Origin of the sequence: Candidatus Poriferisodalis sp., assembly GCF_965208485.1 — a bacterium.
Taxonomy (GTDB): domain Bacteria; phylum Actinomycetota; class Acidimicrobiia; order Acidimicrobiales; family Poriferisodalaceae; genus Poriferisodalis.
Map to the genome: position 1 here is coordinate 3,821,829 of NZ_OZ242344.1, position 23,549 is coordinate 3,845,377.

20 protein-coding genes, 1 pseudogene and 1 riboswitch are annotated in these 23,549 nt (G+C 65.8%); of the genes and pseudogenes, 10 read left to right on the top strand and 11 right to left on the bottom strand.

The features are described from left to right. Positions 1 to 182: 182 nt before the first annotated feature. The 5 genes from ACOGXQ_RS17600 to ACOGXQ_RS17620 all read right to left on the bottom strand — a co-directional run bounded on the left by ACOGXQ_RS17600 (position 183) and on the right by ACOGXQ_RS17620 (position 9,313). Complete coding sequence (locus ACOGXQ_RS17600; RefSeq protein WP_419944905.1) at positions 183 to 3,287, bottom strand: type I restriction endonuclease subunit R; 3,105 nt, start codon at positions 3,285 to 3,287, stop codon at positions 183 to 185. Next, the gene (locus ACOGXQ_RS17605) at positions 3,287 to 4,663 is read right to left on the bottom strand and encodes a restriction endonuclease subunit S (protein ID WP_419944906.1); all 1,377 of its coding nucleotides are present in this window, start codon (positions 4,661 to 4,663) and stop codon (positions 3,287 to 3,289) included. Before ACOGXQ_RS17605 ends, ACOGXQ_RS17600 begins: the two co-directional genes overlap by 1 nt. Beyond that, entirely contained in the window at positions 4,660 to 6,768 is a 2,109-nt protein-coding gene (locus ACOGXQ_RS17610; RefSeq protein ID WP_419944907.1) for a type I restriction-modification system subunit M, read from the bottom strand. Before ACOGXQ_RS17610 ends, ACOGXQ_RS17605 begins: the two co-directional genes overlap by 4 nt. A gap of 364 nt (positions 6,769 to 7,132) precedes the next feature. Continuing rightward, positions 7,133 to 8,839: a tetratricopeptide repeat protein gene (locus tag ACOGXQ_RS17615; protein ID WP_419944908.1), complete on the bottom strand. Its 1,707-nt coding sequence runs from the start codon at positions 8,837 to 8,839 to the stop codon at positions 7,133 to 7,135. Between the two features lie 177 nt (positions 8,840 to 9,016). Next, positions 9,017 to 9,313, bottom strand: a complete 297-nt coding sequence (locus ACOGXQ_RS17620) for a helix-turn-helix domain-containing protein (RefSeq protein WP_419944909.1) — start codon at positions 9,311 to 9,313, stop codon at positions 9,017 to 9,019. Positions 9,314 to 9,488: 175 nt separating this feature from the next. Here ACOGXQ_RS17620 and ACOGXQ_RS17625 point away from each other — a divergent pair, with 175 nt between their 5' ends. The 4 genes from ACOGXQ_RS17625 to ACOGXQ_RS17640 all read left to right on the top strand — a co-directional run bounded on the left by ACOGXQ_RS17625 (position 9,489) and on the right by ACOGXQ_RS17640 (position 11,604). After that, on the top strand, positions 9,489 to 9,662 hold the full coding sequence (locus ACOGXQ_RS17625) for a hypothetical protein (protein WP_419944910.1): 174 nt from the start codon (positions 9,489 to 9,491) through the stop codon (positions 9,660 to 9,662). Next, the gene (locus ACOGXQ_RS17630) at positions 9,659 to 10,231 is read left to right on the top strand and encodes a Uma2 family endonuclease (protein ID WP_419944911.1); all 573 of its coding nucleotides are present in this window, start codon (positions 9,659 to 9,661) and stop codon (positions 10,229 to 10,231) included. The genes ACOGXQ_RS17625 and ACOGXQ_RS17630 overlap by 4 nt, the downstream gene beginning before the upstream one ends. A 383-nt stretch (positions 10,232 to 10,614) precedes the next feature. After that, positions 10,615 to 11,025 carry a DUF4276 family protein gene (locus ACOGXQ_RS17635; protein ID WP_419947424.1) on the top strand — a complete coding sequence of 137 codons (411 nt, stop codon included), beginning with the start codon at positions 10,615 to 10,617 and terminating at the stop codon, positions 11,023 to 11,025. A 6-nt stretch (positions 11,026 to 11,031) separates the two neighbouring features. Then, on the top strand, positions 11,032 to 11,604 hold the full coding sequence (locus ACOGXQ_RS17640; protein ID WP_419944912.1) for a Uma2 family endonuclease: 573 nt from the start codon (positions 11,032 to 11,034) through the stop codon (positions 11,602 to 11,604). Positions 11,605 to 11,791: 187 nt separating this feature from the next. Here the strand turns inward: ACOGXQ_RS17640 and ACOGXQ_RS17645 are convergent, their stop codons facing one another. Then, positions 11,792 to 12,208, bottom strand: a complete 417-nt coding sequence (locus ACOGXQ_RS17645) for a hypothetical protein (RefSeq protein ID WP_419944913.1) — start codon at positions 12,206 to 12,208, stop codon at positions 11,792 to 11,794. A 650-nt stretch (positions 12,209 to 12,858) separates the two neighbouring features. Continuing rightward, positions 12,859 to 13,434: pseudogene (locus ACOGXQ_RS17650) on the bottom strand (DUF5131 family protein). A 186-nt stretch (positions 13,435 to 13,620) separates the two neighbouring features. On the opposite strand from ACOGXQ_RS17650, the gene ACOGXQ_RS17655 reads away from it, so the two are divergent. Continuing rightward, complete coding sequence (locus ACOGXQ_RS17655) at positions 13,621 to 13,929, top strand: hypothetical protein (protein ID WP_419944914.1); 309 nt, start codon at positions 13,621 to 13,623, stop codon at positions 13,927 to 13,929. A 24-nt stretch (positions 13,930 to 13,953) separates the two neighbouring features. On the opposite strand, the gene ACOGXQ_RS17660 is transcribed toward ACOGXQ_RS17655, so the two are convergent. The 3 genes from ACOGXQ_RS17660 to ACOGXQ_RS17670 all read right to left on the bottom strand — a co-directional run bounded on the left by ACOGXQ_RS17660 (position 13,954) and on the right by ACOGXQ_RS17670 (position 16,254). Further along, entirely contained in the window at positions 13,954 to 14,901 is a 948-nt protein-coding gene (locus ACOGXQ_RS17660; RefSeq protein ID WP_419944915.1) for a nucleotidyltransferase domain-containing protein, read from the bottom strand. Between the two features lie 331 nt (positions 14,902 to 15,232). Then, on the bottom strand, positions 15,233 to 16,042 hold the full coding sequence (locus ACOGXQ_RS17665; RefSeq protein WP_419947425.1) for an IS30 family transposase: 810 nt from the start codon (positions 16,040 to 16,042) through the stop codon (positions 15,233 to 15,235). A 53-nt stretch (positions 16,043 to 16,095) separates the two neighbouring features. After that, positions 16,096 to 16,254, bottom strand: coding sequence for a transposase (locus ACOGXQ_RS17670; protein ID WP_419944916.1), 159 nt, complete (start codon positions 16,252 to 16,254; stop codon positions 16,096 to 16,098). Positions 16,255 to 16,433: 179 nt separating this feature from the next. On the opposite strand from ACOGXQ_RS17670, the gene ACOGXQ_RS17675 reads away from it, so the two are divergent. Together ACOGXQ_RS17675 and ACOGXQ_RS17680 are read left to right on the top strand one after the other, a co-directional pair. Next, entirely contained in the window at positions 16,434 to 17,717 is a 1,284-nt protein-coding gene (locus ACOGXQ_RS17675; RefSeq protein ID WP_419944917.1) for a leucine-rich repeat domain-containing protein, read from the top strand. 135 nt (positions 17,718 to 17,852) lie between these two features. After that, a complete protein-coding gene (locus ACOGXQ_RS17680) occupies positions 17,853 to 18,050 on the top strand; it encodes a hypothetical protein (RefSeq protein ID WP_419944918.1) in 198 nt (65 codons plus the stop codon). Positions 18,051 to 18,133: 83 nt separating this feature from the next. Here ACOGXQ_RS17680 and ACOGXQ_RS17685 read toward each other — a convergent pair whose 3' ends face one another. After that, positions 18,134 to 19,444, bottom strand: coding sequence for a serpin family protein (locus tag ACOGXQ_RS17685; protein ID WP_419944919.1), 1,311 nt, complete (start codon positions 19,442 to 19,444; stop codon positions 18,134 to 18,136). 208 nt (positions 19,445 to 19,652) lie between these two features. Between ACOGXQ_RS17685 and ACOGXQ_RS17690 the strand changes: the two genes are divergently transcribed. The 3 genes from ACOGXQ_RS17690 (at position 19,653) to ACOGXQ_RS17700 (ending at position 23,545) form a co-directional block, all read left to right on the top strand. After that, positions 19,653 to 21,035, top strand: a complete 1,383-nt coding sequence (locus tag ACOGXQ_RS17690; RefSeq protein ID WP_419944920.1) for an ATP-binding protein — start codon at positions 19,653 to 19,655, stop codon at positions 21,033 to 21,035. A gap of 145 nt (positions 21,036 to 21,180) precedes the next feature. Then, entirely contained in the window at positions 21,181 to 22,248 is a 1,068-nt protein-coding gene (locus ACOGXQ_RS17695; RefSeq protein ID WP_419944921.1) for a 6-phosphofructokinase, read from the top strand. A gap of 70 nt (positions 22,249 to 22,318) precedes the next feature. Beyond that, a riboswitch (TPP riboswitch) is annotated at positions 22,319 to 22,427 on the top strand. Further along, on the top strand, positions 22,415 to 23,545 hold the full coding sequence (locus tag ACOGXQ_RS17700) for a thiamine ABC transporter substrate-binding protein (protein ID WP_419944922.1): 1,131 nt from the start codon (positions 22,415 to 22,417) through the stop codon (positions 23,543 to 23,545). It overlaps the preceding riboswitch by 13 nt. Positions 23,546 to 23,549 lie beyond the last annotated feature (4 nt).

The window sequence follows — 23,549 nt, forward strand, 5'->3', positions numbered from 1 at the left end:
CCCTCGACCGAGTCGTAGGCCCCCGCCAAGTACCGCTGAGCCGCATCTGTCCTGGGTGCACCCATGGCAGGCGAGAGCCCCCCAAGACACCTCGGCCAGTCGCACCGGTAGTACTGGGACACTCTGCCGCAGTGAGGCGAGCGCGTCATCAGGGGCTTCGTCGGGCTGTACTCAGCTGCCCATCAACTTGCTGGCTTCGATGAGCCGGTGTGGGCGGCATCGAAGATCGCTTGCATCAGCCCGGTGTCGACGACTTCGCCGATGCTGGCCTCGTTGTGGCAGCGGTTGACGAACGTCTCGTTCTCCGCGAGACGCTCAAGCATGATCGCTCGCAGGCGTGGACGCTGGGCGAGAAAGAACTTGTCGAAGTCGTTGGCTTGCGCGGTGACGATCATGTCGCTGTCTTGCATTGCGTCGTTGTGCACGGATTGGAGTAGCAGGCGCTCACTCTCGGCGAAGTCAGTGCCGAAGAGATGGTTAAGGCGGTCGACGATCTGTGACAGCGGCTCGGTCTCCTCTTCGGGCTTGCCGGTGCCGACGTCGCCGGGGCTGGAGACGGTGGCGTCGTCGCTGTCGTCGTCGAGGCTGATGGCTCCGCTGGACATCTTCTGGATGCGGTAGTACTCCAGTTCCACATCGCCGCCGAGGTCGATGGGGTCAGGTTCGTCGGGGGTGTGCAGCCGGGGCAGCAGCATGCGTCCGAACGAGTAGAGCCGTTCGAGTTCGCAGTCGGCGTAGGGGATGATCTGGCTCAGGAACGTGTAGAGGCGCACGTACGCGGTGAGCCGGTCCCGGAATGTGTCCTGGGCTTCCTCGTCGAGGTCGGCGAAGCGGTCCCGGGCGGGCTGCAATGCGGCTTCGAGGCGGGCGTGGTCGCCGGTCTGCTGTTTGTAGGCGGGCAGGTAGAAGACCGAGGCGAAGTCGTCCACTTCGGGCTGCTGGTACACGCCTGCCTGGTCGAGTTCGTAGGCGAGGCTGTCCAGTTGGTAGGGGTCCGAGCGCTCCTCCAACTGCGTCACGTCGAAATACGGGGCGAACGCAGCGGCGATGTCGGCTGGGGAGTTCACGAAGTCGAGCACGAACGGGGGCTGCTTGCCCGCCGCGGTGCGGTTCAGCCGCGACAGGGTCTGCACCGCATGCACGCCCGACAGCGGCTTGTCGACGTACATGGCCTGCAGCAGCGGCTGGTCGAACCCCGTCTGATACTTCTCAGCAACGAGCAGTATCTGGTAGTCGGGCGAGTCGAACCGGCCCGCGAGCGCGGCCTCGCTGATCGGCTTGCCCGACACGATGTCGATGTTCATCCTCGGCTCGGTGTACTCGAAGCCGGTGTCGGGGTCGACCACGGTGCCGCTGAACGCCACCAGCGGGCGCACGTCGTCGTAGCCGTGCTCTTCGATGTAGCGGGTGAAATGGTTCATGTACCGCACGGCGTGCAGCCGCGACCCCGCGACCACCATCGCCTTGGCCCTGCCGCCCATGGCGTGCATCACCTGATTGCGGAAGTGCTCGACGATGATCTCGGTTTTCTGGGACAGGTTGTGCTCGTGCAGCGCTACGAACTTCGCGAGCTTGGTCGCCGTTTGGCGCTTGGGGAACTCGGGGTCCTCCTCGGCGGTGCTGACCAGCTTGAAGTACGTGTCGTAGTCGGTGTAGTTGCCGAGCACGTCGAGGATGAAGCCCTCCTCGATCGCCTGTCGCATGCTGTAGCTGTGGAACGGCACCGGCTTGCCGTCAGGGTCGTTCGGGTCAGGACGCCCGAATAGCTCGATCGTCTTGCCCTTCGGCGTCGCCGTGAACGCGAAGAAGCTCAGGTTCTCCTGCGGGCCGCGTGACTCCACCATCGCGTTCAGGCCGTCCTGCCAGTCCTGGGGGTCCTCGCCCCCAGCCAGCGCCCCCGCCCCCAGCAGCGCTTTCATCTGATGGGCGGTGTCGCCGGTCTGGCTCGAATGCGCCTCGTCCACGATGATCGCATAGCGCCGCGACGCCAGCCCCTGCGCCCACCCCGCCGCCTGAGCGGCCTCGGCATCGCCCGCCCCATCCGGCGAGTCCGCGCCGGCGATGCGCAGCAGGCCCCCCATCACGAACGGGAACTTCTGCAGCGTCGTGATCACGATCTTGGTGTCGTCGGTAAGCGCTCGGGCAAGCTGGGCAGAGTCCTCGTCGATGGCCTGCACCACGCCCTGGGTGTGCTCGATCTGGGAGACTGCGTCCTGCAGCTGCGCGTCGAGCACACGCCGGTCGGTGATCACCAGCACGCAGTCGAACACTTTGTCGTCGGCCATGGTGTGCAGGCTCGACAGGCGATGGGACAGCCACGAGATCGAGTTCGTCTTGCCGCTGCCCGCCGAGTGCTGCACCAGATAGTTGTGCCCCGCCCCCTCGGCGCGGGCGGTCTCGATGAGCAGGCTCACCGAGTCGAGTTGGTGATAGCGCGGGAAGACCAGCGTCTCACGCTTGACCGTGCGGGTGCCCTTCGCGTCGATGACCTTCTCCTCGCGGCGCTCGGTGAACATGAACGAGCCGATGACGTCCAAGAACCGGTCCCGCTCCAGCACCTCGCCCCAGAAATAGCCCGTCCGATAGCCCGACGGATGAGAGGGGTTGCCCGCGCCGCAGCGCACTTCGCCCGGATGGCTGCCGCGGTTGAACGGCAAGAACCGCGTCTCGCCCTTCGCGAGCCTCGTCGTCATGTGCACCTCGTCAGGGTCCGCCGCGAAATGCACCAGCGCCCGCTTGCCGAACCGGAACAGCGGCGCACCCGGCTCACGATCCGTGCGGTACTGGCTGACCGCGTGCTGCCAGTTCTGGCCCGTCATCGGATTCTTCAGTTCGCACGTCGCCAACGGCACACCGTTCAGCGCGAACAGCAGATCGACCGTGTCGCCCCTGCCCGGATGACAACGAGCCTGACGAGTCACCGTCAACTCGTTCGCGCCGAACAGCGCCAACGCATCGGGGTTCAGGCCGTGGGCGGGCTTGAAATACGCCAGCCGGAACACCTTGCCCAAGAACTTGAACCCGTGACGCAGCACCTCCAAGCTGCCCTTGAGATCAAGCTCCCTGCACAACCGCTCCAACAGCCGCGACTCAAGCTGATCGCCCTGCGACGCCCCAGCCTGCTCCCACAACTCCGGCTGCGTCGAGCGCACGAACGAGACCACACGCTGGGGGAACAGCGCCCGATCCACATCCCACTCATCAGGCGTCACCGACACCCAGCCCGCCCCTGCCAGCATCGACTCCACCGACGACTCGAACGCCTCCTCAGAGGTCTGCACAGCCATCACACACCACCCCCGACGCCCGCCAGCGCCTCATCGCGCACATCGATCTTGCCCGTCACCGCCGCCGAAATCACAGCAGAGCGGTACTCCCCAAGACGCTCGATCGACAACTCGGCCTTCGACCGCAGAGTGTCGATACGGCCCGACTGAGCGCCGAGGTACTCAGCGATCGCCTGTTGCTCATTGGGAGGCGGTTGCGGCAATCGGTGTTGCGCCAAGTCCGCCGCCGAAAGCTCCATGAAAGTTGATCCCTTGCCTGCGGCTTGCAGCACGGCCCTACTCGCAACGAGCGAGTAGTACGCAAAGCCGCCGACAGCGCCGGTCGTGGGCACAAGCGTTCGGCACCCCTGATTCGTTGCCGCAGGCATCTCTGTGATCGCAAGGTGACCGATGGGAGCGCGGGTCGAGAGCACTACCGAACTCGGTGGCGAGAGACGAGCACCGCTGTTCCGGATTCCCTCTGGCGTGATGTTCCGTCGTCCCTCGGCGATCGACTTGCCTTCATTTCGACCGAGGTCATCAGGAGTCAGCCAGACGATTTCGCCATCCCAATTGTCATCGTCACTCGTTGCTGGCGTTCCCCCATTCGCAATGCTGAATGTTCGGCGCAACTGGTACACCTCCCAATGCTCCGGCACCTCACCGAGCCACTCCACGCCCGAATCCTTCAGCCGCGGCGCCGGTTCCAGCCCGGCGGCCTCGGCAGCCTCGGGCGGCAGCCCCTTGGTCACCACCCGTGTGATCAGGGCCGTCCGATACTCGTCGAGCCGCTCGATGAGCGACTCCTGCATCGTGATCAGCTTGTCGATGCGGGCGGTTTCGGAGTCGAGGAATACGCCGATCTGCGCTTGTTCTTCCAAGGGAGGCACAGCGATCGCGAGTTTCTTGAGTTCGCTGCTGTAGATGTGCATCACGGTGACGCCGCGGCCCATGCCCGATTTCTGATGCCGTGACGCGGCGCAGTCGGCGGCGTAGCCCAAGAATGTGGCGTCGATTTCGACTTCGGGCCGACAGATGACGACATCACCGCCGCAGAACGCCGGCTCACGAAGCAGATTCGCTGCCGACTTGCCAATTTCTTCCAAGGTCTCGCCTGATCCTGCGAGAAGCAAGTCCCCGTACTGAATCTGCGTGTACACAGCAGCGCGATCTGGGTTGATTCGGGAGCGGCTCTCGCGGATGTGGAAGTCGTGACGGGTGTAGAGGTCCCCGTATCGCACGCAGGGGTGACCTTCCTCTGTCTCGTCTGCCTTGGTTCCGCCGCCGCCTTTGAAAAAGGAGCCGATGCGACCCAAGTCCATGATCTGCCAGTGTTCCGGGATTCTCCCCACCCAGTCCACGGCCGAGTCCCGGTAGGCCGCGTAGGACTGCCTCATGCGGTGACCTCTGCGAGCAGTTGCCCGATCTCGGATTCGAGTGTCTTGAGGTCGGCTTCGATGGCTTCGAGTGGCCGGGGCGGCTCGTAGACGTAGAAGTGGCGGTTGAGCGGGATCTCGTAGCCGGTCTTGGTCTTGGCGTCGTCGACCCAGGCATCGGGGACGTGGGGGCGGACTTCGCGTGCCATGTAGTCCTCGATGTCCTCGCCGAGGGGCACGCTCTCGGTGTCGCGCAGGCTGGCGTCGGGTTCGTCGTTTCCGTTGCGGTCCTGGCAGACGTCGGCTTGGGGGTCGCGTTCGCTGAGCGCTGCGAGGACGGCGTTGCGCTCGGGTGCGGACAGCTTGACGTCGTGCGCTTCGGCGGCGGCTCGCAGACGTGCGGTGAACTCGTCGCGGTTGCTGACGGTCTCCCCTCCGGTTGTGTCTGCGAGGGTTGCGAGCGTGTCGCGGATGGCCTGCTGACGGGCTTCGCCTTGGGCCACCTCGGCGTCGTAGGCCGATCCCGGCGACTTCTTGCTGGTGGCGAGCTTGGCGAACGCGGTCTGGTCCTCGACGCGGGCGATGCGTTCGGGAGTGGCGGCGAAGCTGAGCCGCAGGGGCCGTTCGACGGTGATCTTGCGGTAGCCGAAGTCGTCGTTGTCGAGGACCTTGCTGACCACGCGGTCCCGAGTGCGCGGCTCATGCGTGATGGGGTCCTCGTCAGTAATGGGGCGTGTCTCGCCGTCGGTGAAGCTGCCGTGGATGCGGGTGAGGTCGGCGATCTGGTCCGGGGAGAGTTCGTTGCGCTTGTCGCCGAGGCTGCGGCGCATCTTGACGTAGAACTCGCGGGCGTCGATCAACTGCACCTTGCCGCGGCGCTGCGGTTCCTTGCGGTTCGTGAGGATCCAGATGTAGGTGGAGATGCCGGTGTTGTAGAAGAGCTGGTCGGGCAGGGCGATGATCGCTTCGAGCCAGTCGCTCTCGATGATCCACTTGCGGATGTCGCTCTCGCCGCTGCCTGCGTCGCCGGTGAACAGCGGCGACCCGTTGAACACGATGGCGATGCGGCTGCCTCCGGTTCCGTCGACGGCGACAGGCTGCATCTTGGACAGCATGTGCTGGAGGAACAGCAGCGAGCCGTCGTTGATGCGCGGCAGGCCGGCGCCGAAGCGGCCTTGGTAGGCGAGGGTGTCGCGTTCTCGCTTGATGGCGTTCTGCTGCTGTTTCCACTCGACACCGAACGGCGGGTTGGCCAGCATGTAGTCGAACGTCCACGGCGTGTCGTCGGATCGGCGCCGGAACCCGTCGTCGGTGAACGAGTCGCCCAGCACGATGTTGTCGGCGTTGTCGCACTTGATGAGCATGTCCGAGCGGCACACCGCCCAGGACTCGTTGTTGATGTCCTGGCCGAACAGGTGCGGGCGGGCGTCGGCGTTGTGGCTGCGCAGGAAATCCTCCGCAACGGTGAGCATGCCGCCCGTGCCGCAGGCGGGGTCGTAAATGGTCTTGACGATGTGCGCCTTGCCCAGGTCAGGCTCGGGCGACAGCAGCAGGCTGACCATGAGCCGGATGACCTCGCGAGGCGTGAAATGCTCCCCGGCCTCCTCGTTGGACTGCTCGGCGCCGATGCGGATCAGTTCCTCGAACACGTAGCCCATCTGCATGTTGTCAACGCGCTGCGGCGACAGGTCGAGGCTTGCGAACCGCTGGATCACCTGGAACAGGCGCCGGCGCTCGTCGAGGCGGGCGATCTGGGACCCGAAGTCGAAGCGCTCCATCACGTCGCGCACGTTCGGCGAGTACGCGGCGATGTACGCGTTGAGATTCGCAGCAATCTGGTCGGGATCGTCGAGCAGGCGGGGAAAGTCGAACGGAGAGGTGTTGTAGAACGGCCGCTGCGCCGCCGCTGCCAGCAACTGACGGCGCACGTTCTCGGACTGGCTGGCATGCACCCTGTCCGCAGCGAGCACGTCGTCCTTGGTGTCCGCGAGCACACAGTCGAACCGGCGCAGCACCGTCAGCGGCAGAATCACCTTGCGGTACTCGTTGCGCTTGTAGGGACCCCGCAGCAAATTGCAGATATCCCAGATGAAATTCGCCAGCTCACTGTGCGTCTGTGCGTTCACACGATCCCCGTTCGCTCGTGACTTGACTACGCCGGGCAGCATTCTTGCGGAACTCCACCGCGATGCAGGGCGAACTCCACTGGCGGCTGTATCTGACCGTCAAGACGGCCGGTCGTGGAGTTTGCAACCACCGGTGGAGTTCACCGACCCCACACGCGGGCGGACATTCGCATCAGACCGCGCGGATGCCGGAACTCTTGGCCACCCGTCCCTGTTGATCGCCCTCTCGTTGCCGTTCGGCCAGTGACGGTTCTACTCGGTCAGAAGCTCAGCCCCGTTCTGCTGCATCGGATCGGCCGACGGATGGAACTCGACCCCAACTGGACTGGCTAGGGGCCGCTGGCTGAAGCCAAGCTCGCCAGACTCAGCGGAAGTCCCCGGAACGTGCGGCTTCACGTGTGATTGCGTTGAAGATGATCGCGAAACGGGGATCTGCGCTCTTGCAACAGCTGGAAACTGCCTCGAACCAACCTTCGGGTTGTTCCTTGCCGCCGATCACCTCTGCGAGAAGCTGGTAGAGGCTGACCAGTTCAGCAACATCGTCGCGTCCATCGGAACGCAATTGGTCCGCGCACTCTCCGTACATCTTGACGCCCCTGTCGACATCGCCCCGGACTGCCTCGATGAGTCCCGCTGTTGCCAGCGCCAGTTCGCATTCCGACAAGTCGGGGAGCACGCGTGCTGCCCGATCGGGCCTGCCGTCCATGGCGAGAGCGAACGCTGTGTTGTTGCGGAGGCCGTCGCTGTGAATGCCTCGCCTGAGCGCCGTGAGCCCGACACGGGCTGCTTCGCTGTAGTGGCCTGCGTAGGAAGCGAGCACGTAGGTGGCGGCTACGTGGGCGTCAGCCGAGAACGGTTCGTGCTGCACCCACTCCTCGGACACCTCTACGCAGCGGTCGAAATCGAACCGGAGCAGCGCCAATGTGTACTCAACAGCAAAGAGCGCGGTCCGTTCGTGCTGCTTGAGCAGCTCGCCGTAGGCCCTTTCGAGGATCGGCAGATCCTTCGATGTGGTGGCCCCCGCAGCTAGCAGGCGGGCGATTGCTGCGCTGCGGTATTCGCACCGCTTGAGTGCTTGCGCTGCGTGCTCGAAGGCATACGACGGGGCGACCATGTGCTGCTCGGACAGCAGGAGGACATCGAGGTTGAATTCCTCGCGTTCGACAGGAGTGGCTTCGAGCAGCCTGGTGGAGCCCTGGAGGCGCCGCAGGCGACGCAGGGCACCGGTCCTGTCGCCAGCTTCGTACATTGCCGCAGCTGCTGCGCGCACGAGCCGGAGATCGTCAGGGTGATAGGAGATCAACCGGTCGATGACGTCTACCGTCCCTGCTGCATCCTTGGGAAGCATGAGAGAGGCGAGATTGAGGCCAGCAGTTCGATCTGTCGGATCAAGAGCCGTCGCCGCCAACGTACTGCGCATCGCCTTGCGGACAGAGTCCGCTGCGGCGTACGCGTAGCCGAGGTTGCACAGGGCCTCGGGAGAGTCAGGCGCCTCGTTCAACGCTGCCCGCAGCGCACGGATCGCGTCGTGGTAGCGGCCTGTCTCAATCAGAAGAGTGCCCTTGAGCGTCAGGCCTGCTAGGTCATCGCATTGCTCGAGCAGCTCGAGCGCTGCGTGCGGCTGTCCGTTGTGCGCTGCTATGCGTGCAGCGAGCGCAGCTGCAGCGCGTTTGGCGCCCTCACCAGCGCCGGATTCGCCGAGCACCCTTTGCAGCGCTTGATCGGCCGAATCGATCTCCCCCAAGGTCAGAAAAGTGTGCGCAGCGACCAACATCGCCGGCGGATCGAGGCTGTCAGACGTGAGCGTCTGATCAGCCGCTGCGCGGGCACTCACCCGGTTCCCGAAACTAAGCTCGCTAGCAGCCAGTCGCGCCAACGAAGTCGGCGAGTCGGGGTGCTTCTCGGCCAGTGCACGTGCCTGCAGCAGATCCCCGTCGACATGCTCAGCGAAGTCATCTGAGGCCCCGGCCACGTCAGATGCCGGCTGTTCGGATGCCGGCGGAACGGAGATACGGCTGGACTGCAAGCCGAACGGCTTGACAGTTCGGTCGTCGGGCAGGGTGATCGTCATTTCCTTCGTCCTGACTTCCGAGGTGAGCTCATCACAGCGGCATCTGGCCGCAGCATCTTCACAGCGACCACAGCATTGTGGCGCTGGTCGACGGCCTTGAACACATGGGAGAAGTTGCCGTCCGCCACATGCCCAACGAGCTGAAACCGGCCAGCAAGAGTCTGGGTGAGGTACGCGCTAGCCGGGCTGACCATGCTTGGCTCGTATCTCATCCAGCAACTCAGGATGACGCTGGAGAATCTCGACTACATCAGTCGGCACCTGCCCCGCCGACAAGGCCAGAGCATCGCCATCGATCCCGTACAGACTCTCCGCGCGCTCCCGCAGCCCAGGCGTCAGCGACCGTTCGCCGGACTCGACTCGCGACAGGTATGACGCGTCGACGCCGAGTTCTCGCGCGGCACCGCGCAACGACTGCCCGTGGGCCTCGCGAGCTTTGCGCAAGATGTCTGCTACACGGCGTTCGGGTGCCATACAGGCATCCTAGGTGGTGTTGCCAAAACTGGCAACACCACCGCCGTCAGCAGTCTCGCAGGACCCAGTCGTAGCAAGACGCGACCGCATGGCATGGGCTGAAGCTGCCGGTGGAGGCGGATCATGCCGCGAACCCAGTGCGCACGCAATCGGCTGACACCGCCGGGCGACCGATATGGAAGGCAACCAGCCCAAGTCCTCGCCCGCCAGCGCTGCTGTCGGGAATTCGTTTCTCTGGCGGATCGTCGGGGCGCGAGAATGGCGAGACAGCATCTCGATCACCGTCGTCAAATACGCTCGCGGTGTAGGGCCGTTGCCTGAAGTGATGAAAGGCATTCAAATTAAATGAAGACTGCCATTCATTCCTCCCCGACTGCGTTGCTCACCGCTGAGGACCTGCTGCGCCTCGACGCTCAGGGCGTGCGAGGCGAGCTGGTCAGGGGAGTGTTCCGCGAAGTGACGCCTGCCGGATACCGACACGGGATGATCGTGGTGAGGCTGGCCGCCAGGCTCCTCGACTACGCCGACGAGCGGCGCTGCGGCACCGTGGTGGCCTCCGATGCAGGCATCCTGCTCGAACGCGATCCCGACACCGTCAGAGAGCCTGACATCGCATTCACTTCGGCAGACCGACTGCCGCCGAGCGCCGCCCCCACCGGCTGCTCCGATGTCGTGCCCGACCTCGTGGTCGAAGTGGCCTCGCCGAACGATCGCCCGGGCGAACTCGCAGAGCGCGCCGACATGTGGCTCGGCTTCGGCGTGCGGCTGGTGTGGGTAGTGCATCCCGAATCGAAGACGGTCGAGGTCCGCACCGCCGACATCCACGCCGTGGAAACGCTGACCGAGGCGGACAGGCTCGACGGCACCCCAACGCTCCCCGGCTTCACCTACCCGCTCAGCCAGCTATTCGCCGACTGAACCCCGGAAGCCGCTGAACGCGACCCCTCGCGGTTGTCGAGCATCACGCTAACCCCCGTGCAGGCCATGCCGCTTGGCCCTCGCCGTAGGATCGCGATGCGTCTGGGCGCATCTCAGGATGCGGGGCGGACGCTGGGTTGACTTCGACGCAAGGTTGCCGGTCTCATGGACAGCGAACCCGACCTGCGAGAGCCCGGGGCGCCGCCGGCTGAGTCTCGAAGCCGCTTTGAGCGAGTGTCGGTGCGCGGCTTTCGTTCGCTTGCTGATGTGGAGTTGACCGATCTCGGTGACGTCACGGTGCTCATCAGGGCGAATGGGTCTGGCAAGTCCAATTCGAGGCGCTGCTGTTCTCAGATCCGACGGCATTCAACATCATTCCGGGTCTGCCGTCCGGCGCACTGCATGCGCTCGAACAGGTTGCTCGCCAGTTTGCCCCTGAAGACATCAACGACGATCGGGCCACGGCGCCGAGCAGGCGCATCGAACTCGTAGTTCCGAGTTTTCGCAAGCGCCTGCATGGCCCAGCCATCGCAAAGGAGATCGGACTTGACGCAATCAGAGCAGCCTGCCCCGCTTCCATGCCTGGACGAGCCGGCTTGAGGCCCTGCAGGACTCGCATTCGTGGCCTGCCGATTCGACGAATCCCTCGGTTTCCAATCGCGACGACGCCATCGCCTCGTCCGCGGGTTTCGGGGAATTCGTTTCTCCCATCGCCCCGCCGGATGAGAGAATGTCGATACAGCGCCCCTGAGGTGCTTGCTGAAGTCGGCTGTCGGCAGAACGAAAGATATTGAGAATAAATGGCAATCGTCACACCCACCTTCCCGGCTACGTTGCTCACCGCCGAGGACCTGCTGCGCCTCGACGCTCAGGGCGTGTGTGGCGAGTTGGTCAGGGGAGTGTTCCGCGAGACCATGTCTGCCGGACAGCTGCACGGGAAGCTCGCTCTGCGGCTGGGCGCACGGCTTGCCGACCATGCCGAGGCTCACGGCCTCGGCACCGTCGTCGGCACTGATTCCGGCATCTTGGTTGAGCACGATCCCGACACGGTGCGCGAACCGGACCTCGCCTTTACCTCGGCGGCGCGACTGCCGCCCGGGCAAGTGTCCGTCGGATATGCCGAAGTGGTGCCCGACCTCGTGGTCGAGGTGGCGTCGCCGAACGATCGGCTCGGCGAGCTCGCAGAACGTGCTGCGATGTGGCTCGGCTTCGGCGTGCGGCTGGTGTGGGTGGTGCATCCCGACTCGAAGACAGTCGACATCCGCAGCGCCGGCACCGACGCAGCCGAGACCCTGACCGAGGCCGACATCCTCGATGGCGGTTCAGTGCTGCCCGGCTTCACCTACCCGCTCAGCCGCCTCTTCGCCGACTGAGCGAGGTTGCGGCGCTAACCGCCGCGCAGAAGACGCCTGATCTGAGGCAGCAGCTCGCTGACGGTCGCATTGTGTTCATGGAGATCACTCTCTCGGCTGATCAGGTTGCGAAGAGCCTCAGGGTGCTGCTGGCAGCAAGAAGCCGTTTCGCTTCGGGATGCTGGCGTGGGACTGGACGGTATGGGTCTCAGACCGCATCTCCGCGAGCATCGGGAAGGCAGGAACGCGCCAGCTCTTCGAGGCGGGAGCGTCTCGGAATGATCGGCTGCGGGCGGGGCGACGCAGCAAGCAGCCGGATGATGCCGCTGTCATCGGGGATTGCTGGGCGTATCGAGAGTTCCATCTGAGACAGACGATCGGCTTCGCCGAGCAGCCGTTCGATCTCGGAGACGCGGACCGCAAACTCTTCGTCAGTTGGGCCGTCGCAGATTTGGGTGTAGTGCAGTTCGGCGAGTCGGCAAGCGGTCTCGTAGCGCACTGCGAGCTCCCATGCGACGAAGTTGAGTTCGTCGACGCCGACCCAACGGACCTCTCCGTTGGGGTACGACAACGACATCATCACCCAGGACCTGAGGTCAAGCCGCTCCGCTCTGCGCAAACGCATGTGCTCGTTGCCAGGCAGATGGCGATCAATCTCGATCTGGTAGTTACCAAGGTTGTCGTCGGGTCGTGTGGGCCACAAAATCGAGGTGAGTGCCTCGTCTAGCAGGATGCTGAAACAGTCGATTTTCAGGCGGTGTCCAGTTGCAAACCCGCAGGTCAGGGGCTTGCGCTTCCGGCCAGACCTGCATGTTTCAGCAGCCTGCTAGGTGTAATGCCCACAGAGGTTGTAGTACACGAGCACCATAAGTCACGGGCCGAGCACCAACCAACCTGGTTTCGAGCGATGCTCCGCGCAGTCACCCGTCAGCGGAGTGCGCTGTATAGATGCTGAGTCGGACAGCCCGCTACGCTGCGGGCATCTGCTCCCCGCCCGCTGGGCTGCAACCTCGCGGGGGACCTGGTCCGGGCAACGCACGAACAGCGCTACGACCTCGCCATCATCGTCAGCCAGGACACCGACTTTGGCCCTGCAGTCCGGCTGGCCAAGACGATTGCTCAAGCCCAAGGTCGGCAACTCGTCTACGAGTCCGCATTTCCCGCCGGCCGTCGTGTGCGATCGTCGAGGGGCGTCCCGGGCACTACGTGGCTGCCAATCGACAAGGCGATGTACGACGCGTGTCGTGACCCCCGGGACTACCGACCGCCGAAGCGCTAGCTCACTGCCCCGACAGGCAGCTCATCCCACACCTCGCCCTCGAGCTCCCGGCCGCCGGCCTTGGGCGTCCTGCCTCCCCACAACCTCACCGCTGCGGGCACCTTGCGCAGGTGATCGATGCGGAACGCTTACCGGCGAGTCTCCACGCTCACGCCCATCGGTAGGTTCGACGGCCAGTCGAGCCCGCCGGCGATCCGGCTCAGCCGCTGCGCTCGCTTGGTGAGCACCTGGCAGGTGTGCTGGGGCGTCTCGCTGATCACCCCGAAGACCTGCACGATGAACTCGGGCGGCACATCGTCACCGAAGAGATCGCTCATCGAGTCCACGAACACGAGGCGGGATGCGCTCCAGCGTCGAAGCACATCGAGCGACGACCGATGCAAGGTGAGCTTGAAGCCCGGCCCGCTCGTCGACGGGTCGCCGTCGTCCTGGTACTTGGGCGACCCCATCGCCTTGAGCCGCTCGGCCAGGGTCTGCGCATAGCAGCGGTCACAGCCCGGCGACACCCGATCGCCGCCCGTGGCCGGGTTCCACGTCGCCTCGGTCCAGAGGAACGCGTAGCCGACCTGCAGGCTCAGCGCGAGCGGGACCAGTACTGGAAGCGCAAGCAGGAAGAGTCGGTGCCGATCGTCTTCGCCGGCGACGGTCTCGTGGAAGGCGTGCAGGGCAAGCTGGCGTTCCTCACCACCGGCGCCACGCGGGAACAGGTCATCGAGGCCGTGAGCCACGCCTTGCGTACCGGACACAGGAATCTGCAAGTGACCGACAACCCCCGCAACTGCTACGACGCCACCGTCGTGACCTGGAAGGCTCCCGACAAGAAGCAGGACGACTACTTCTGGCGTCGCTGCACCCTGCACGCTGTTGGCTGCGTCGACGGCTGGAAGGAGGCCCTCCCTGAGTGGCGGGAGCCGCCAGCCCCTGCAGTCCGAGTCACCCGAACCGCAGCGTCGGAACTCGGCCTCAGCGAAGGCGACCACCCGCGAGACGAGGTGGTCGCGGCGCTCGCGCAGTACGAGGGCGGTAGCCGAGCCGTGGCCAAGCTCAGGGGACAGCTGGAGGGCTGAAAGGAACGGGCTGTGCCGTGCCGATCACAGCTCGATTCCGATGTCGGGTGTGTCGCGGTATCGGAGCGGGCCGTCAAGGAGATCAGACACCAGTGAGACCTGTTCGTCCCACAGTGCGAGATCCTGCTCGGGAATGCCTTGCAGGCGGCACTGGTCGACGGCGATCGCAGCGATGTGCAGCGCCACGGTGCATTGTTCGCGGAGGTCGTCCTCGGTCGGGAGATCAGGCCGGTTCTCGAGGTAGTTCGATTTCCGCCACTCGTCGAGGACGGTGAGGTCGAGGGTGCTGCCCGCCAACGCAAAGAAGGCATTGCGGATCGGCTCGGGCTGGTTCTTGAGCAGAGCGGGAATGTTGTGCTTCCATGCCGGCGCAGTGCCCACAGAGGCGATGTGAGTGGCCTTCGCCGCTGATTCCACGATGGCAAGGACTTCGGACATAGCGGACGCGAAGCGCACGCCTTCCTTGTGGTGCTGGCTGGCGGTGTTGCCGGCGTCGGCGTCCCTGATCTCGGCCACAGTGGGTCGGAGGTGGTTCTCGAGGCGGAGCGCTGCGTTGTAGATCTCCCCGAATCGGCTGGCCAGCTCTGCGGTTGGGTTGGAAGGCAATCCGATCTCCTTGTTCCAGTCGATCCCTGCGTGGCGGCCGGTGTCGGCCAGTTCGACCGCGTAGCCGGCGATACGAGCTTCAACCGAGCACGGCACCCGGGTGGTGCGCACTTGCCACTCGGGAGCATCAGTGACCACTACGTCGACTGGGCAGCCCGCAACGGCACCGGCCTGGGCCTCCAGGGCGCAGCGACGCTTGGAGCGCACCTTGTAGTCCAGATCGTCGTAGATCGCCACCAAGTCGATGTCGCTGCGGTCTGTCGCCTCCCCGCGCGCTACCGATCCGAACAGCAACACGCGCCCAGCGCCGGCACGCACCAGTTCGTCGGCAGCTCGGCGCGCTGCTTCGATGTCCGGGGCGGCCATAGAACGAGAATACCTGCACGTCGGACGGCGAGGAATGAAGAACCTCGTGTCGCACAGGTGTTTCGACATCGACTACCGGTAGGTCTGGAGGGCCATGAGCGAGCACGCTCCGCAATTCGCGTATCGCGGGGGAGCAGCTCGAGATAGAACCGCCTACGAGCGGTGACGTCGAGCTGGGCTTCTAGTGGTGTGTCGCGGTTTTCTTGCGGGCAGGTCGCGGCCCGCTGACCTGCGGAAACAGGCTTCGGCAGGCCCTGCGCAAATTGCCGACGCACGGCAAGCTCTATCGGTGGTTGCGAGTGAGTTGAGTGTAGATGTCGGCGGCTGATTGTCAGTTGTGGAGTCGGCGGGGCATCGTGTTGAGGCTGTCCTCGATGATCGACAGTCGCAGGGGGTTGAGGTCCAGGGGTGTTCCTTTGGGCGGCCGGCGTCGCAGCAGTGCGTTGGTCTGTTCGTTGGTTCCGCGCTGCCAGGGGCTGTGGGGCTCGCAGAAGTAGACATCGATGCCGAGCTCGGTTTCGATGTCGGCCCAGCGGGCGAGTTCGCGTCCTTGGTCCCAGGTGAGCGAGCGCACGAGATGGGCCGGCTGGCGGGCCGGGGCTGCGGTGACCGCTTCGGCGACTTGAGGGGCGCGGTACCCGTCGGGCAGCGCCACGACGAGGGCGTGGTGGCTGGTGCGCTCGACGAGGGCGGCCGCGGCGGTCTTGTTGTTCGCGCCGATGATCAGGTCTCCTTCCCAGCGGCCCGGCTCGGACCGGTCCGCCGCGGCGGCGGGCCGCTCGCCCAGCGGGCGGTACTCGCCCAGCGGGCTGGCCTTGTCGCCGCGGCGGCTGCGCCGCCTGCGGCAGCGCTGCTGGCGCGGCAGGCACTTCCACGCGTCGCCGCCGAGGCAGCGGCCGCTGCACACCGCCCGATAGATCGCCTCCGCGCACACCGACGCGCCCACAGCGGCCAGATCGGCGCTGATCGCGTGCGGCGACCAGCACAGACCCAGCCTGTCGTTCACCTCGCCGGCCAGCGCCGGGCCCGCTTCGAGCTTGGCGGCCTTGGGACGCAACGCCCGCAGCCGGGCATCGGCCTGCGCTGCCTCAGCGTCATAGACACCCTCGACCCCGCCGCAGCGGCCCAGCTCGCGATAAATCGTGAGCCTTCGCGTTTTTGTGGGGTGGGGCTGCTGGGCTCGGCGGGGTCAGGTTAGGTGGTGAGGATGCCGCGGGCTTCGAAGTTCGTGTGGTTGGTGAAGCCGTGGGCTCGGCGGCGCAGGACTTGGAGGAGGTTGTTGGTGCCTTCGATGCGGCCGTTGCTGGGCCGTCCTGTGTGGTGCCAGTCGAGAATCTGGGGGTGCCACGCCAAGAAGGTGTCGACGGCGCTGGCGTCGCGGAGCCAGTCTTCGTGCTGGTGCGCAGGACTCCGTCGCGCACGAGCTGGTCAGGCCGACCATCGGACTAACCGCACGGCATCTGGCCCCATGCCGACGGATGAGACCAAACGAGGCAATGCAATCCTGCCAAGGTTGTGTAGGGTTCGCGGTCATGAGGAACGCTCGTGTATTTCAGCTGGTGTTGGCAGTCGCGGTCTGGGCGGCCGTGGTCGTCACGTCCGCTCCCGGGGGGGGGGGGGTCGGCGCCCAGGGAATGGGCTCCGACGAGGAGTCCGTGGGCCCGTGCGCTCGCGTCGCTGCGGCCGAGGTAGCTGCTGCGGCTGATGACGATGAGACGGTGACGGTCCCCGATCCGGTGCTGCTGGCGGTGCTGGAGGATCATCTGGGTCTCGGGCCCGGCGAGCCGGTCACCCGCGGCGCTCTGCGGTCGCTGCGGAAGCTGTCGGCGTCGCGACTGGACACCCAAGCGGCGCCGATCCGGATCCTGGAGGGACTGCAGTACGCGACGGGGCTGCGCGAGCTGTCGCTGTGGGGCAACGAGATCACCGATGCGGGGATGATCAGCTTCGCGGGTTTCGACTCGCTGTGGTACCTGTCGCTGGGCGCGAACCGGCTCACCGAGGTCGACCTGTCAGAGCTCGGGTCGCTGGAGACGCTGTCGCTGAAGGCCAACCGCATCACGTCGCTGGACGACCTCGACGGCCTGGGCGACCTGTCGCGGCTGAAGCGGCTGTATCTGACAGCGAACCCGCTGTCGGGCCCGCAGTCGGTGCCGAACCTCGAATGCCTGGAGATACTGCACGTTCGCGAGGCCGGGCTCAGTGGCATCACCTTGGCGAGCCTGCCCAAGCTGCGCGAACTGGACCTGCGGGGCAACACGCTCAGCGCGCTGAGCCTGGGCGACAAGCCCGCCCTGGAGACGCTGGTGCTGACTCGCAACCGGGTCAAGTCGTGGGCGCTGCCCGCCCAGAGCGCCATCCCGTCGCTGACGAAGCTGCTGATCAACGACCAACGGGTCGCCTACACCTCTCTCGACGGCGACCGCATGAGCATCACCTTCCCCAACGCCAACAGCACACTCGAAGACCTCCATCTCCAGTACAACGACGTGCTCAACGATCTCGACATCGCCAATCTCACCGGACTCCGAACTCTCGACATCACCGCGAGCCGAATTTGCAGCACCTATGGAGATACGAGTCCCAGCACAACCACGACGAGCAAGAAAAGATCACGAGTGACTGTCAATGCGGGGAGCGCACAGAGCGGGTTCGCAGACTCTCAATCCCCGCACAGCATTTCGGTGCCCGGCGGCAACACCGTCTCCATCAGTCGCGAAAGGTCTGCCGAACTCCGGCACATTGAGTGCCCGCCGAGTTCCGTTGCGCATTCTCAGCTTCAATCGACCACCGCCGACTATGTCGGCGGGCTCTGAGCCGGGTTCGCCGCTGCGCGTGCCGGGCTCGACCGACGCCGCCGATCACGGAAGCCGCGCTGGGCGGATCGTGGCAGGAGCGAATCCGCATAGCTCGCCCGGCGGCGGAGGTGGCACAGAGCGTCCGCAAGGGGCGTGAGCAGCCGCGGCGCAGGTCGTGCCGCAGCGGTGCTGCTCGCGGCGAGCTCGTGGCTACGGCGGGTGGTCTCACCATCGGACCTTGAGCAACTGATCTCCCCTTGGCGCGGCCTCGCCAAAGCCGGCCACTGGCTCGAATGGCGAACCGCCGCCCTCAACCCAGACCTCGCCGGCCGCCTCGGCGTCATCGCCTGACACACACCCCGACCGCCACACACCACCACCCGCGGCCACCCGCCCACACCACCAACCGCGAACCTCAAGAACCGACCAGCCTCCTAGGCGGCAGGGTTGACGAGGCGGCCGACGAAGAGGATGGCTTGTGTCTCGGGGTGGAGGATCGTCCACAGGAACGGCCGGTCGGCGACGACGGTGAGATCGGGTGGGGGAGGCGCGGACTCGTTGAACGCCATGGCTGTGGCTGCTGCTGCTTCGGTGCCTTTCTCGTCGACGATCACTTTGGCGCTGTGCAGTGCCGAGGTGATGAAGATGCCGGGGGCGATGCCGTCGAACCCTGCGCCGGCGCAGAATCCCTGCGGGCACAGCCACTTGAACAGGTCGGCGGGCGGCAGTGTCTGCTCCCATTTGGGCATGGTGAGGTGAACGGTGCCCCGCCGAGCAATCTCGGGCAGTTCGGCCAGCGAGGCAGCGTCGAGCGAGGCTTCGACGGCGGCGAGGCCGTCGGGTTCGTGCGGGACGATGAGCCACATGGCCAGGTCGTTGCCGACATAAGGCAGTTCCACGGCGTCGGCGCCATCCAGCAGGACATGGTTGCGGGGGACGGCTTCGTGGTCCTGCATGAACGGCACAGTGACTGCCTGGCCGGTGTCGGTGGTGAACTCGCCGTCGCGGGTGAGGTCTGCCAGGAAGGGCTCGAGCCAGTCGGCTTTGAGATACACCGTGTTCACCAAGACCAGCCTTTGGTCTTGGACGGCGTCGGGGTTGACGATCACCCGAATGAGGCCACGGGTGCGGCCCGAGACCCAGTCGTTGATGACCTCGGCTGCGGCATCGCCGTCAGCGGTGTCGACTGGCTGGATCGTCGCCCCGTAGTGCGTTGCTGCGGTCTCGAGGAACTCGGGTCGCGGCGAGAATCCGTCGTCGGGGAAGAGGCGGTTGGCGACTTCCACGGTGTTGGGTTCCGCTGATGCCTCAGCCAGCAAGCGGTCGACCGCGTTGGCAGCGCTGTGGCTGCCCGCCGACGGGAACCCGAAGATGTCATCCAGCACCGCTGCGGTGTCGGCCGACGCTCCGGCGCGGCTCAAGCTGAAGGCGACGCCGATGCTCATCGGGCTGGACACCGCGTTGCCGGCCAGGTGCCGGTGGAAGTCCCATCCGGCTGTGTTGATCCCCGCGACCCACTCGGCCATCGGCGCCTCGGGATCTGCCGCCAGACGATCGGCGACCGGCTCTATCGCCGCGGGAACCGACGGCTCGGCTGCCGCAGCACTGGTGGACGCTGCCGCCGCCGTCGTCGCAGGGGCCTCGGAACCGCCAGCAGTCCCGTCTGCGCTCGGGCTGGATGCGGACGAGCCACAGGCCACAGCAACCGCGCAGAACACGGCTAGGAGTCCGAGCGACCTGTTCATGTCCCTTCGACGCTATCGCTGCCTGTCGAAGCTGTCCAGAAAACCGGGCGACAGGACTGCTCCGCAGCCGTAGGGTCGTCACTGCCGTGACAGCAGGTGGCGGCACAGAAACGCGAACGGCAGCGGCGATCCGTGCCGTTGGTTAATTTTCCTTTTCCAGAGGCGAAATTGGTGCTAGATTCTCCTTTTGAGAAGGAGAATACTTGCGGTGGCATCATCAGCAGACGACACGTGGGCGCTCACGGCGGCGGCAGACGCACCCTCGCCGCGACTGCGTCACGCCTTCTTCGCACGGCTGGAGGAAGCGCGCCGTCCGGCTGCGCTCACGCCGCGCCGCGTCGCCGGCCGATCCGCCTTCGTCGGCAAGGCCACTGCGGTAGTCGGCATGCGTCGTGCGGGCAAGACGACGTACCTGCACCAGCTGCGCTCCGAGCGCAGCGCTGCAAGTACGCCTGACGAACATCTTCCCTTCATCACCTTGGAAGACGAACGCCTGAATGGGCTCGACGCGCCGAAGCTGGGTGCGTTGATTGACGAGTACACCGACCGACATTGGCTCGCAGCGTCCGTTAGCGCTCACGCGCCGATGTGCTGGTTTCTTGACGAGATCCAGGTCGTGCCGGGTTGGGAGCGACTCGTTCGTCGCCTGCTCGATTCTGACGGCGCGGAGGTGTTCGTCTCGGGCTCCTCGGCGGCTTTGCTGTCGCGCGAAATCGCAACCGAGCTTCGGGGCAGGGCCTGGCAGGTTCTTATGCACCCGTTCGGCTTTGACGAGGCGCTGCGACATCGCGGCGTGACGCTGCCCGAATCTCCCCGACTGATGCGCCGCGCCGAGCGGGCGCACGTCGAGGATGCGTTTGTCGAGTGGCTCGACATCGGCGGCTTCCCCGAAGCACAGGGACTGGATGTCGCGATGCGGCGCCGGCTGCTGACCGACTATGTGGACGTTGCCCTGCTGAGGGACGTGATCGACCGCCACGGCGTTACCAACGTCGTCGGCTTGCGATGGCTGGCACGTCAACTGCTGGCCAACGCTGGCGCGATGTTCAGCGTCGAGAAGTTTCACCGTTCGTTGCGTTCCCAGGGGATCGCGATTGCGCGAGACACCGTGCATCAGCATCTGAGCTGCCTCGAGGACAGCTTTCTGGTGCGAACGGTGTGGATGGAGGCCGCGTCGGTGCGGCAGCGGATGGTCAACCCCCGCAAGGCGTACCCGATCGATTCTGGACTCATCAGTGTCTACGACCGAACCGGGAGGGCGAATACGGGGCACGCCCTGGAGACGGCAGTCCTGATCGAGCTGGAGCGTCGGGGGAGCGAGGTCACCTACGTCCGGACACCCGAGGGTTTCGAAGTGGACTTCCTTGCACGTCATCTCGATGGAACCACCGAACTCATCCAGGTGTGCGCGGATGCCACTGACGCGGAGACAGGCACCCGTGAACTCCGTGCTCTCGCCGCTGCCGGTCAAGCGTTCCCGTCGGCTGAGCGGTCTTTGCTGACGCTCGACCACCGTGGCCTTCCTGCCGAGGCGCCCGCGGGCGTACGCGCTCAGCCTGCCTATGAGTGGATCCTGGCGGCCGCTGTCTAGCCCTGATTGCTCACGGGAATTGCTCTGGCCGCTTTTGGGGTGTGTTGGGTGCCGGTTTTCGGCGGTGTGCGGCGGCGGGGCCGGTTCGTTCGGGGCATTTTGGGTGTGTGGAGGGCGCCCGGCAGAAGTCGCGTAGCTTGAGCCCGTGCGAATCGGGGTGCTGACAGGCGGCGGCGACTGTGCAGGTCTGAATGCGGCGATCCGGGCAGTCGTCCGGGTGGCCGGCCACGAGTTCGACCGCAGCGTCGTCGGGTACAAGCGGGGCTGGAACGGCGTGCTCGACGGAGACAGCGTCGAGCTGAACTCCGAGGCCATGCGTGGCGCGCTGCCGCGCGGCGGCACCATGCTCGGCACGTCCCGCAGCAGCCGTCGCCTGGAGACCGAGGGCACAGCGCCGTTGCTCGCGCAACTCGAACGTGACGGCGTCGAGGCGCTGGTGCCGATCGGCGGCGATGGCACCCTGATCACCGCCGGGCGCCTGTCAGAGGCCGGCTTTCCTGTCGTCGCAGTGCCCAAGACCATCGACAACGACGTCGTCGGCACCGACGTCTGCATCGGCTTCAACACCGCGCTCGGCGTCGCCACCGAAGCTGTCGACCGGCTCCACACCACCGCCGAGTCACACGACCGCATCATGGTGCTCGAAGTGATGGGGCGCGAGGCGGGCCACATTGCGGCCGGGTCGGGCCTCGCCGGGGGAGCTGCCGCGATCTTGGTGCCTGAGGCGCCGTTCAACATCGACGCGATCGCCGAGCGACTCATCGCGCGCCACCATCGCGATCGCAACGCATCGATCGTCGTCGTTGCGGAGGGAGCGATCCCCGACGGCAGCGTCGAGGTTCCCGACACGGGCACCGACGAGTGGGGCAACCGCGTCCTCGACGGCATGGGGCACTTCGTCGGCGATCTGCTCACCGAGCGCACCGGCTTCGAGACACGCACGACCGTGCTGGGGTACATCCAGCGGGGCGGCCCGCCGACACCGGCGGACCGGCTGCTGGGCAGCCGGCTCGGGGCTCGCGCCGTCGAGGTGCTCATGGAGGGCACATCGGGGTGCATGGTGGGCGTTCACTCGACGGGCATCGCGCTGCCGCCCCTGGCCGAGATCGCAGGCCGTACCCGCTATCTCAGCGAGGACCAGCTCGAGCTGCTGGACCTCATCTCCACCGCGCCGGTGCTGACCGCGCTGCGCACGTCGCGACGCTGGTTCTGAAGCCGGCCCTCCCGCGTTGCGATCACTGCCACGCCAGGGCGAATGGCGCTGCACGGTAAGGTGGCAGCCACATCACATACCGGGGAGCCCACTGGGCTGAGAGGGCGACACCTGTGCGGCCGCCGACCCGAGAACCTGATCTGGGTAATGCCAGCGGAGGAAGCACATGACCACCCATCAACTGCGCAAGTCGTACCGCATCGTGGTCGCCGTGGCAGCAGCCGTGCTGCTGGTTGCCGCCTGCGGCGACGACGACATTCCCGAGACCGACATCCCGGTGCCGCCGCCCGAGACGGAGATCCCGGCACGGGACGCGGCGGCCGCTGCGACCACGACCGAGCCTTCGATCGAGGGCACCACGGTCACCCTGATCACCCACGACTCGTTCAACCTGTCCGAAGGGACATTGGCAGAGTTCACGGCACAGACCGGCGTGACCGTCGAACTGCTCGAGGTCGGCGATACAGGCGAGCTCGTGGCCCAGGCCGTCCTCACCAAGGATGCGCCGCTGGGCGATGTGCTGTTCGGCATCGACAACACGTTCCTCCAACGCGGCCTCGACGCCGGAATCTTCGAGCGCTACGAGTCCCCGGCGCTCGCCGGCGTGCCCGAAGAGTTCCAGCTGGACTCGCGCCACCGGGTGACGCCGGTCGACTATGGCGACGTGTGCGTGAACTACTGGAAGGACGCCGTGCCGTGGGAGCCCGTGACGCTCGACGAGCTGACGTTCGGTGAGTTCGCTGACCAGCTCGTCGTGCAGCATCCTGAGACCTCATCGCCGGGGCTCGCATTTATGCTGGCGACGATCGCAGCGTTCGGCGACGGCTGGGAGCTGTACTGGGAGGACCTGCGGGCCAATGGCGTGACCGTGACCGCCGGCTGGGAAGACGCCTACTACGGCGAGTTCACTGCCGGGGGCGGCGACCGGTCCGTCGTCGTGTCGTACGCGTCGAGCCCGCCGGCCGAGGTGATCTTCGCTGACCCGCCGACCGAGGTCGCGCCCACCGGGGTCATCACCGAGTCGTGCTACCGCCAGATCGAGTTCGCCGGGATCCTGTCGGGAACCGACAACGAAGCGGGGGCTCGGGCGCTCATCGACTTCATGCTGAGCGAGACGTGGCAGAACGACGTCCCGCTCAACATGTTCGTCTATCCCGTCATCGAGAGCGCGACGCTCCCGCCGCCCTTCGTCGAGCACACCGCAGTGCCGGACAACCCGCTGATGCTGGACCCGGCTGAGATCGAAGCCAACCGTGACGCCTGGACTGAGCGCTGGGTGGAGATCGTCCTGCGCTGAGGGC

Bases quoted from the DNA above. Each gene is read 5' to 3' on its own strand.
- ACOGXQ_RS17615 (WP_419944908.1), bottom strand. From the start codon at position 8,839: ATGACGATCACCCTGCCCGACGACCGAACTGTCAAGCCGTTCGGCTTG.
- ACOGXQ_RS17625 (WP_419944910.1), top strand. From the start codon at position 9,489: ATGGAAGGCAACCAGCCCAAGTCCTCGCCCGCCAGCGCTGCTGTCGGG.
- ACOGXQ_RS17620 (WP_419944909.1), bottom strand. From the start codon at position 9,313: ATGGCACCCGAACGCCGTGTAGCAGACATCTTGCGCAAAGCTCGCGAG.
- ACOGXQ_RS17675 (WP_419944917.1), top strand. From the start codon at position 16,434: ATGAGGAACGCTCGTGTATTTCAGCTGGTGTTGGCAGTCGCGGTCTGG.
- ACOGXQ_RS17685 (WP_419944919.1), bottom strand. From the start codon at position 19,444: ATGAACAGGTCGCTCGGACTCCTAGCCGTGTTCTGCGCGGTTGCTGTG.
- ACOGXQ_RS17630 (WP_419944911.1), top strand. From the start codon at position 9,659: ATGAAGACTGCCATTCATTCCTCCCCGACTGCGTTGCTCACCGCTGAG.
- ACOGXQ_RS17700 (WP_419944922.1), top strand. From the start codon at position 22,415: ATGACCACCCATCAACTGCGCAAGTCGTACCGCATCGTGGTCGCCGTG.
- ACOGXQ_RS17600 (WP_419944905.1), bottom strand. From the start codon at position 3,287: ATGGCTGTGCAGACCTCTGAGGAGGCGTTCGAGTCGTCGGTGGAGTCG.
- ACOGXQ_RS17640 (WP_419944912.1), top strand. From the start codon at position 11,032: ATGGCAATCGTCACACCCACCTTCCCGGCTACGTTGCTCACCGCCGAG.
- ACOGXQ_RS17605 (WP_419944906.1), bottom strand. From the start codon at position 4,663: ATGAGGCAGTCCTACGCGGCCTACCGGGACTCGGCCGTGGACTGGGTG.
- ACOGXQ_RS17645 (WP_419944913.1), bottom strand. From the start codon at position 12,208: ATGCGTTTGCGCAGAGCGGAGCGGCTTGACCTCAGGTCCTGGGTGATG.
- ACOGXQ_RS17660 (WP_419944915.1), bottom strand. From the start codon at position 14,901: ATGGCCGCCCCGGACATCGAAGCAGCGCGCCGAGCTGCCGACGAACTG.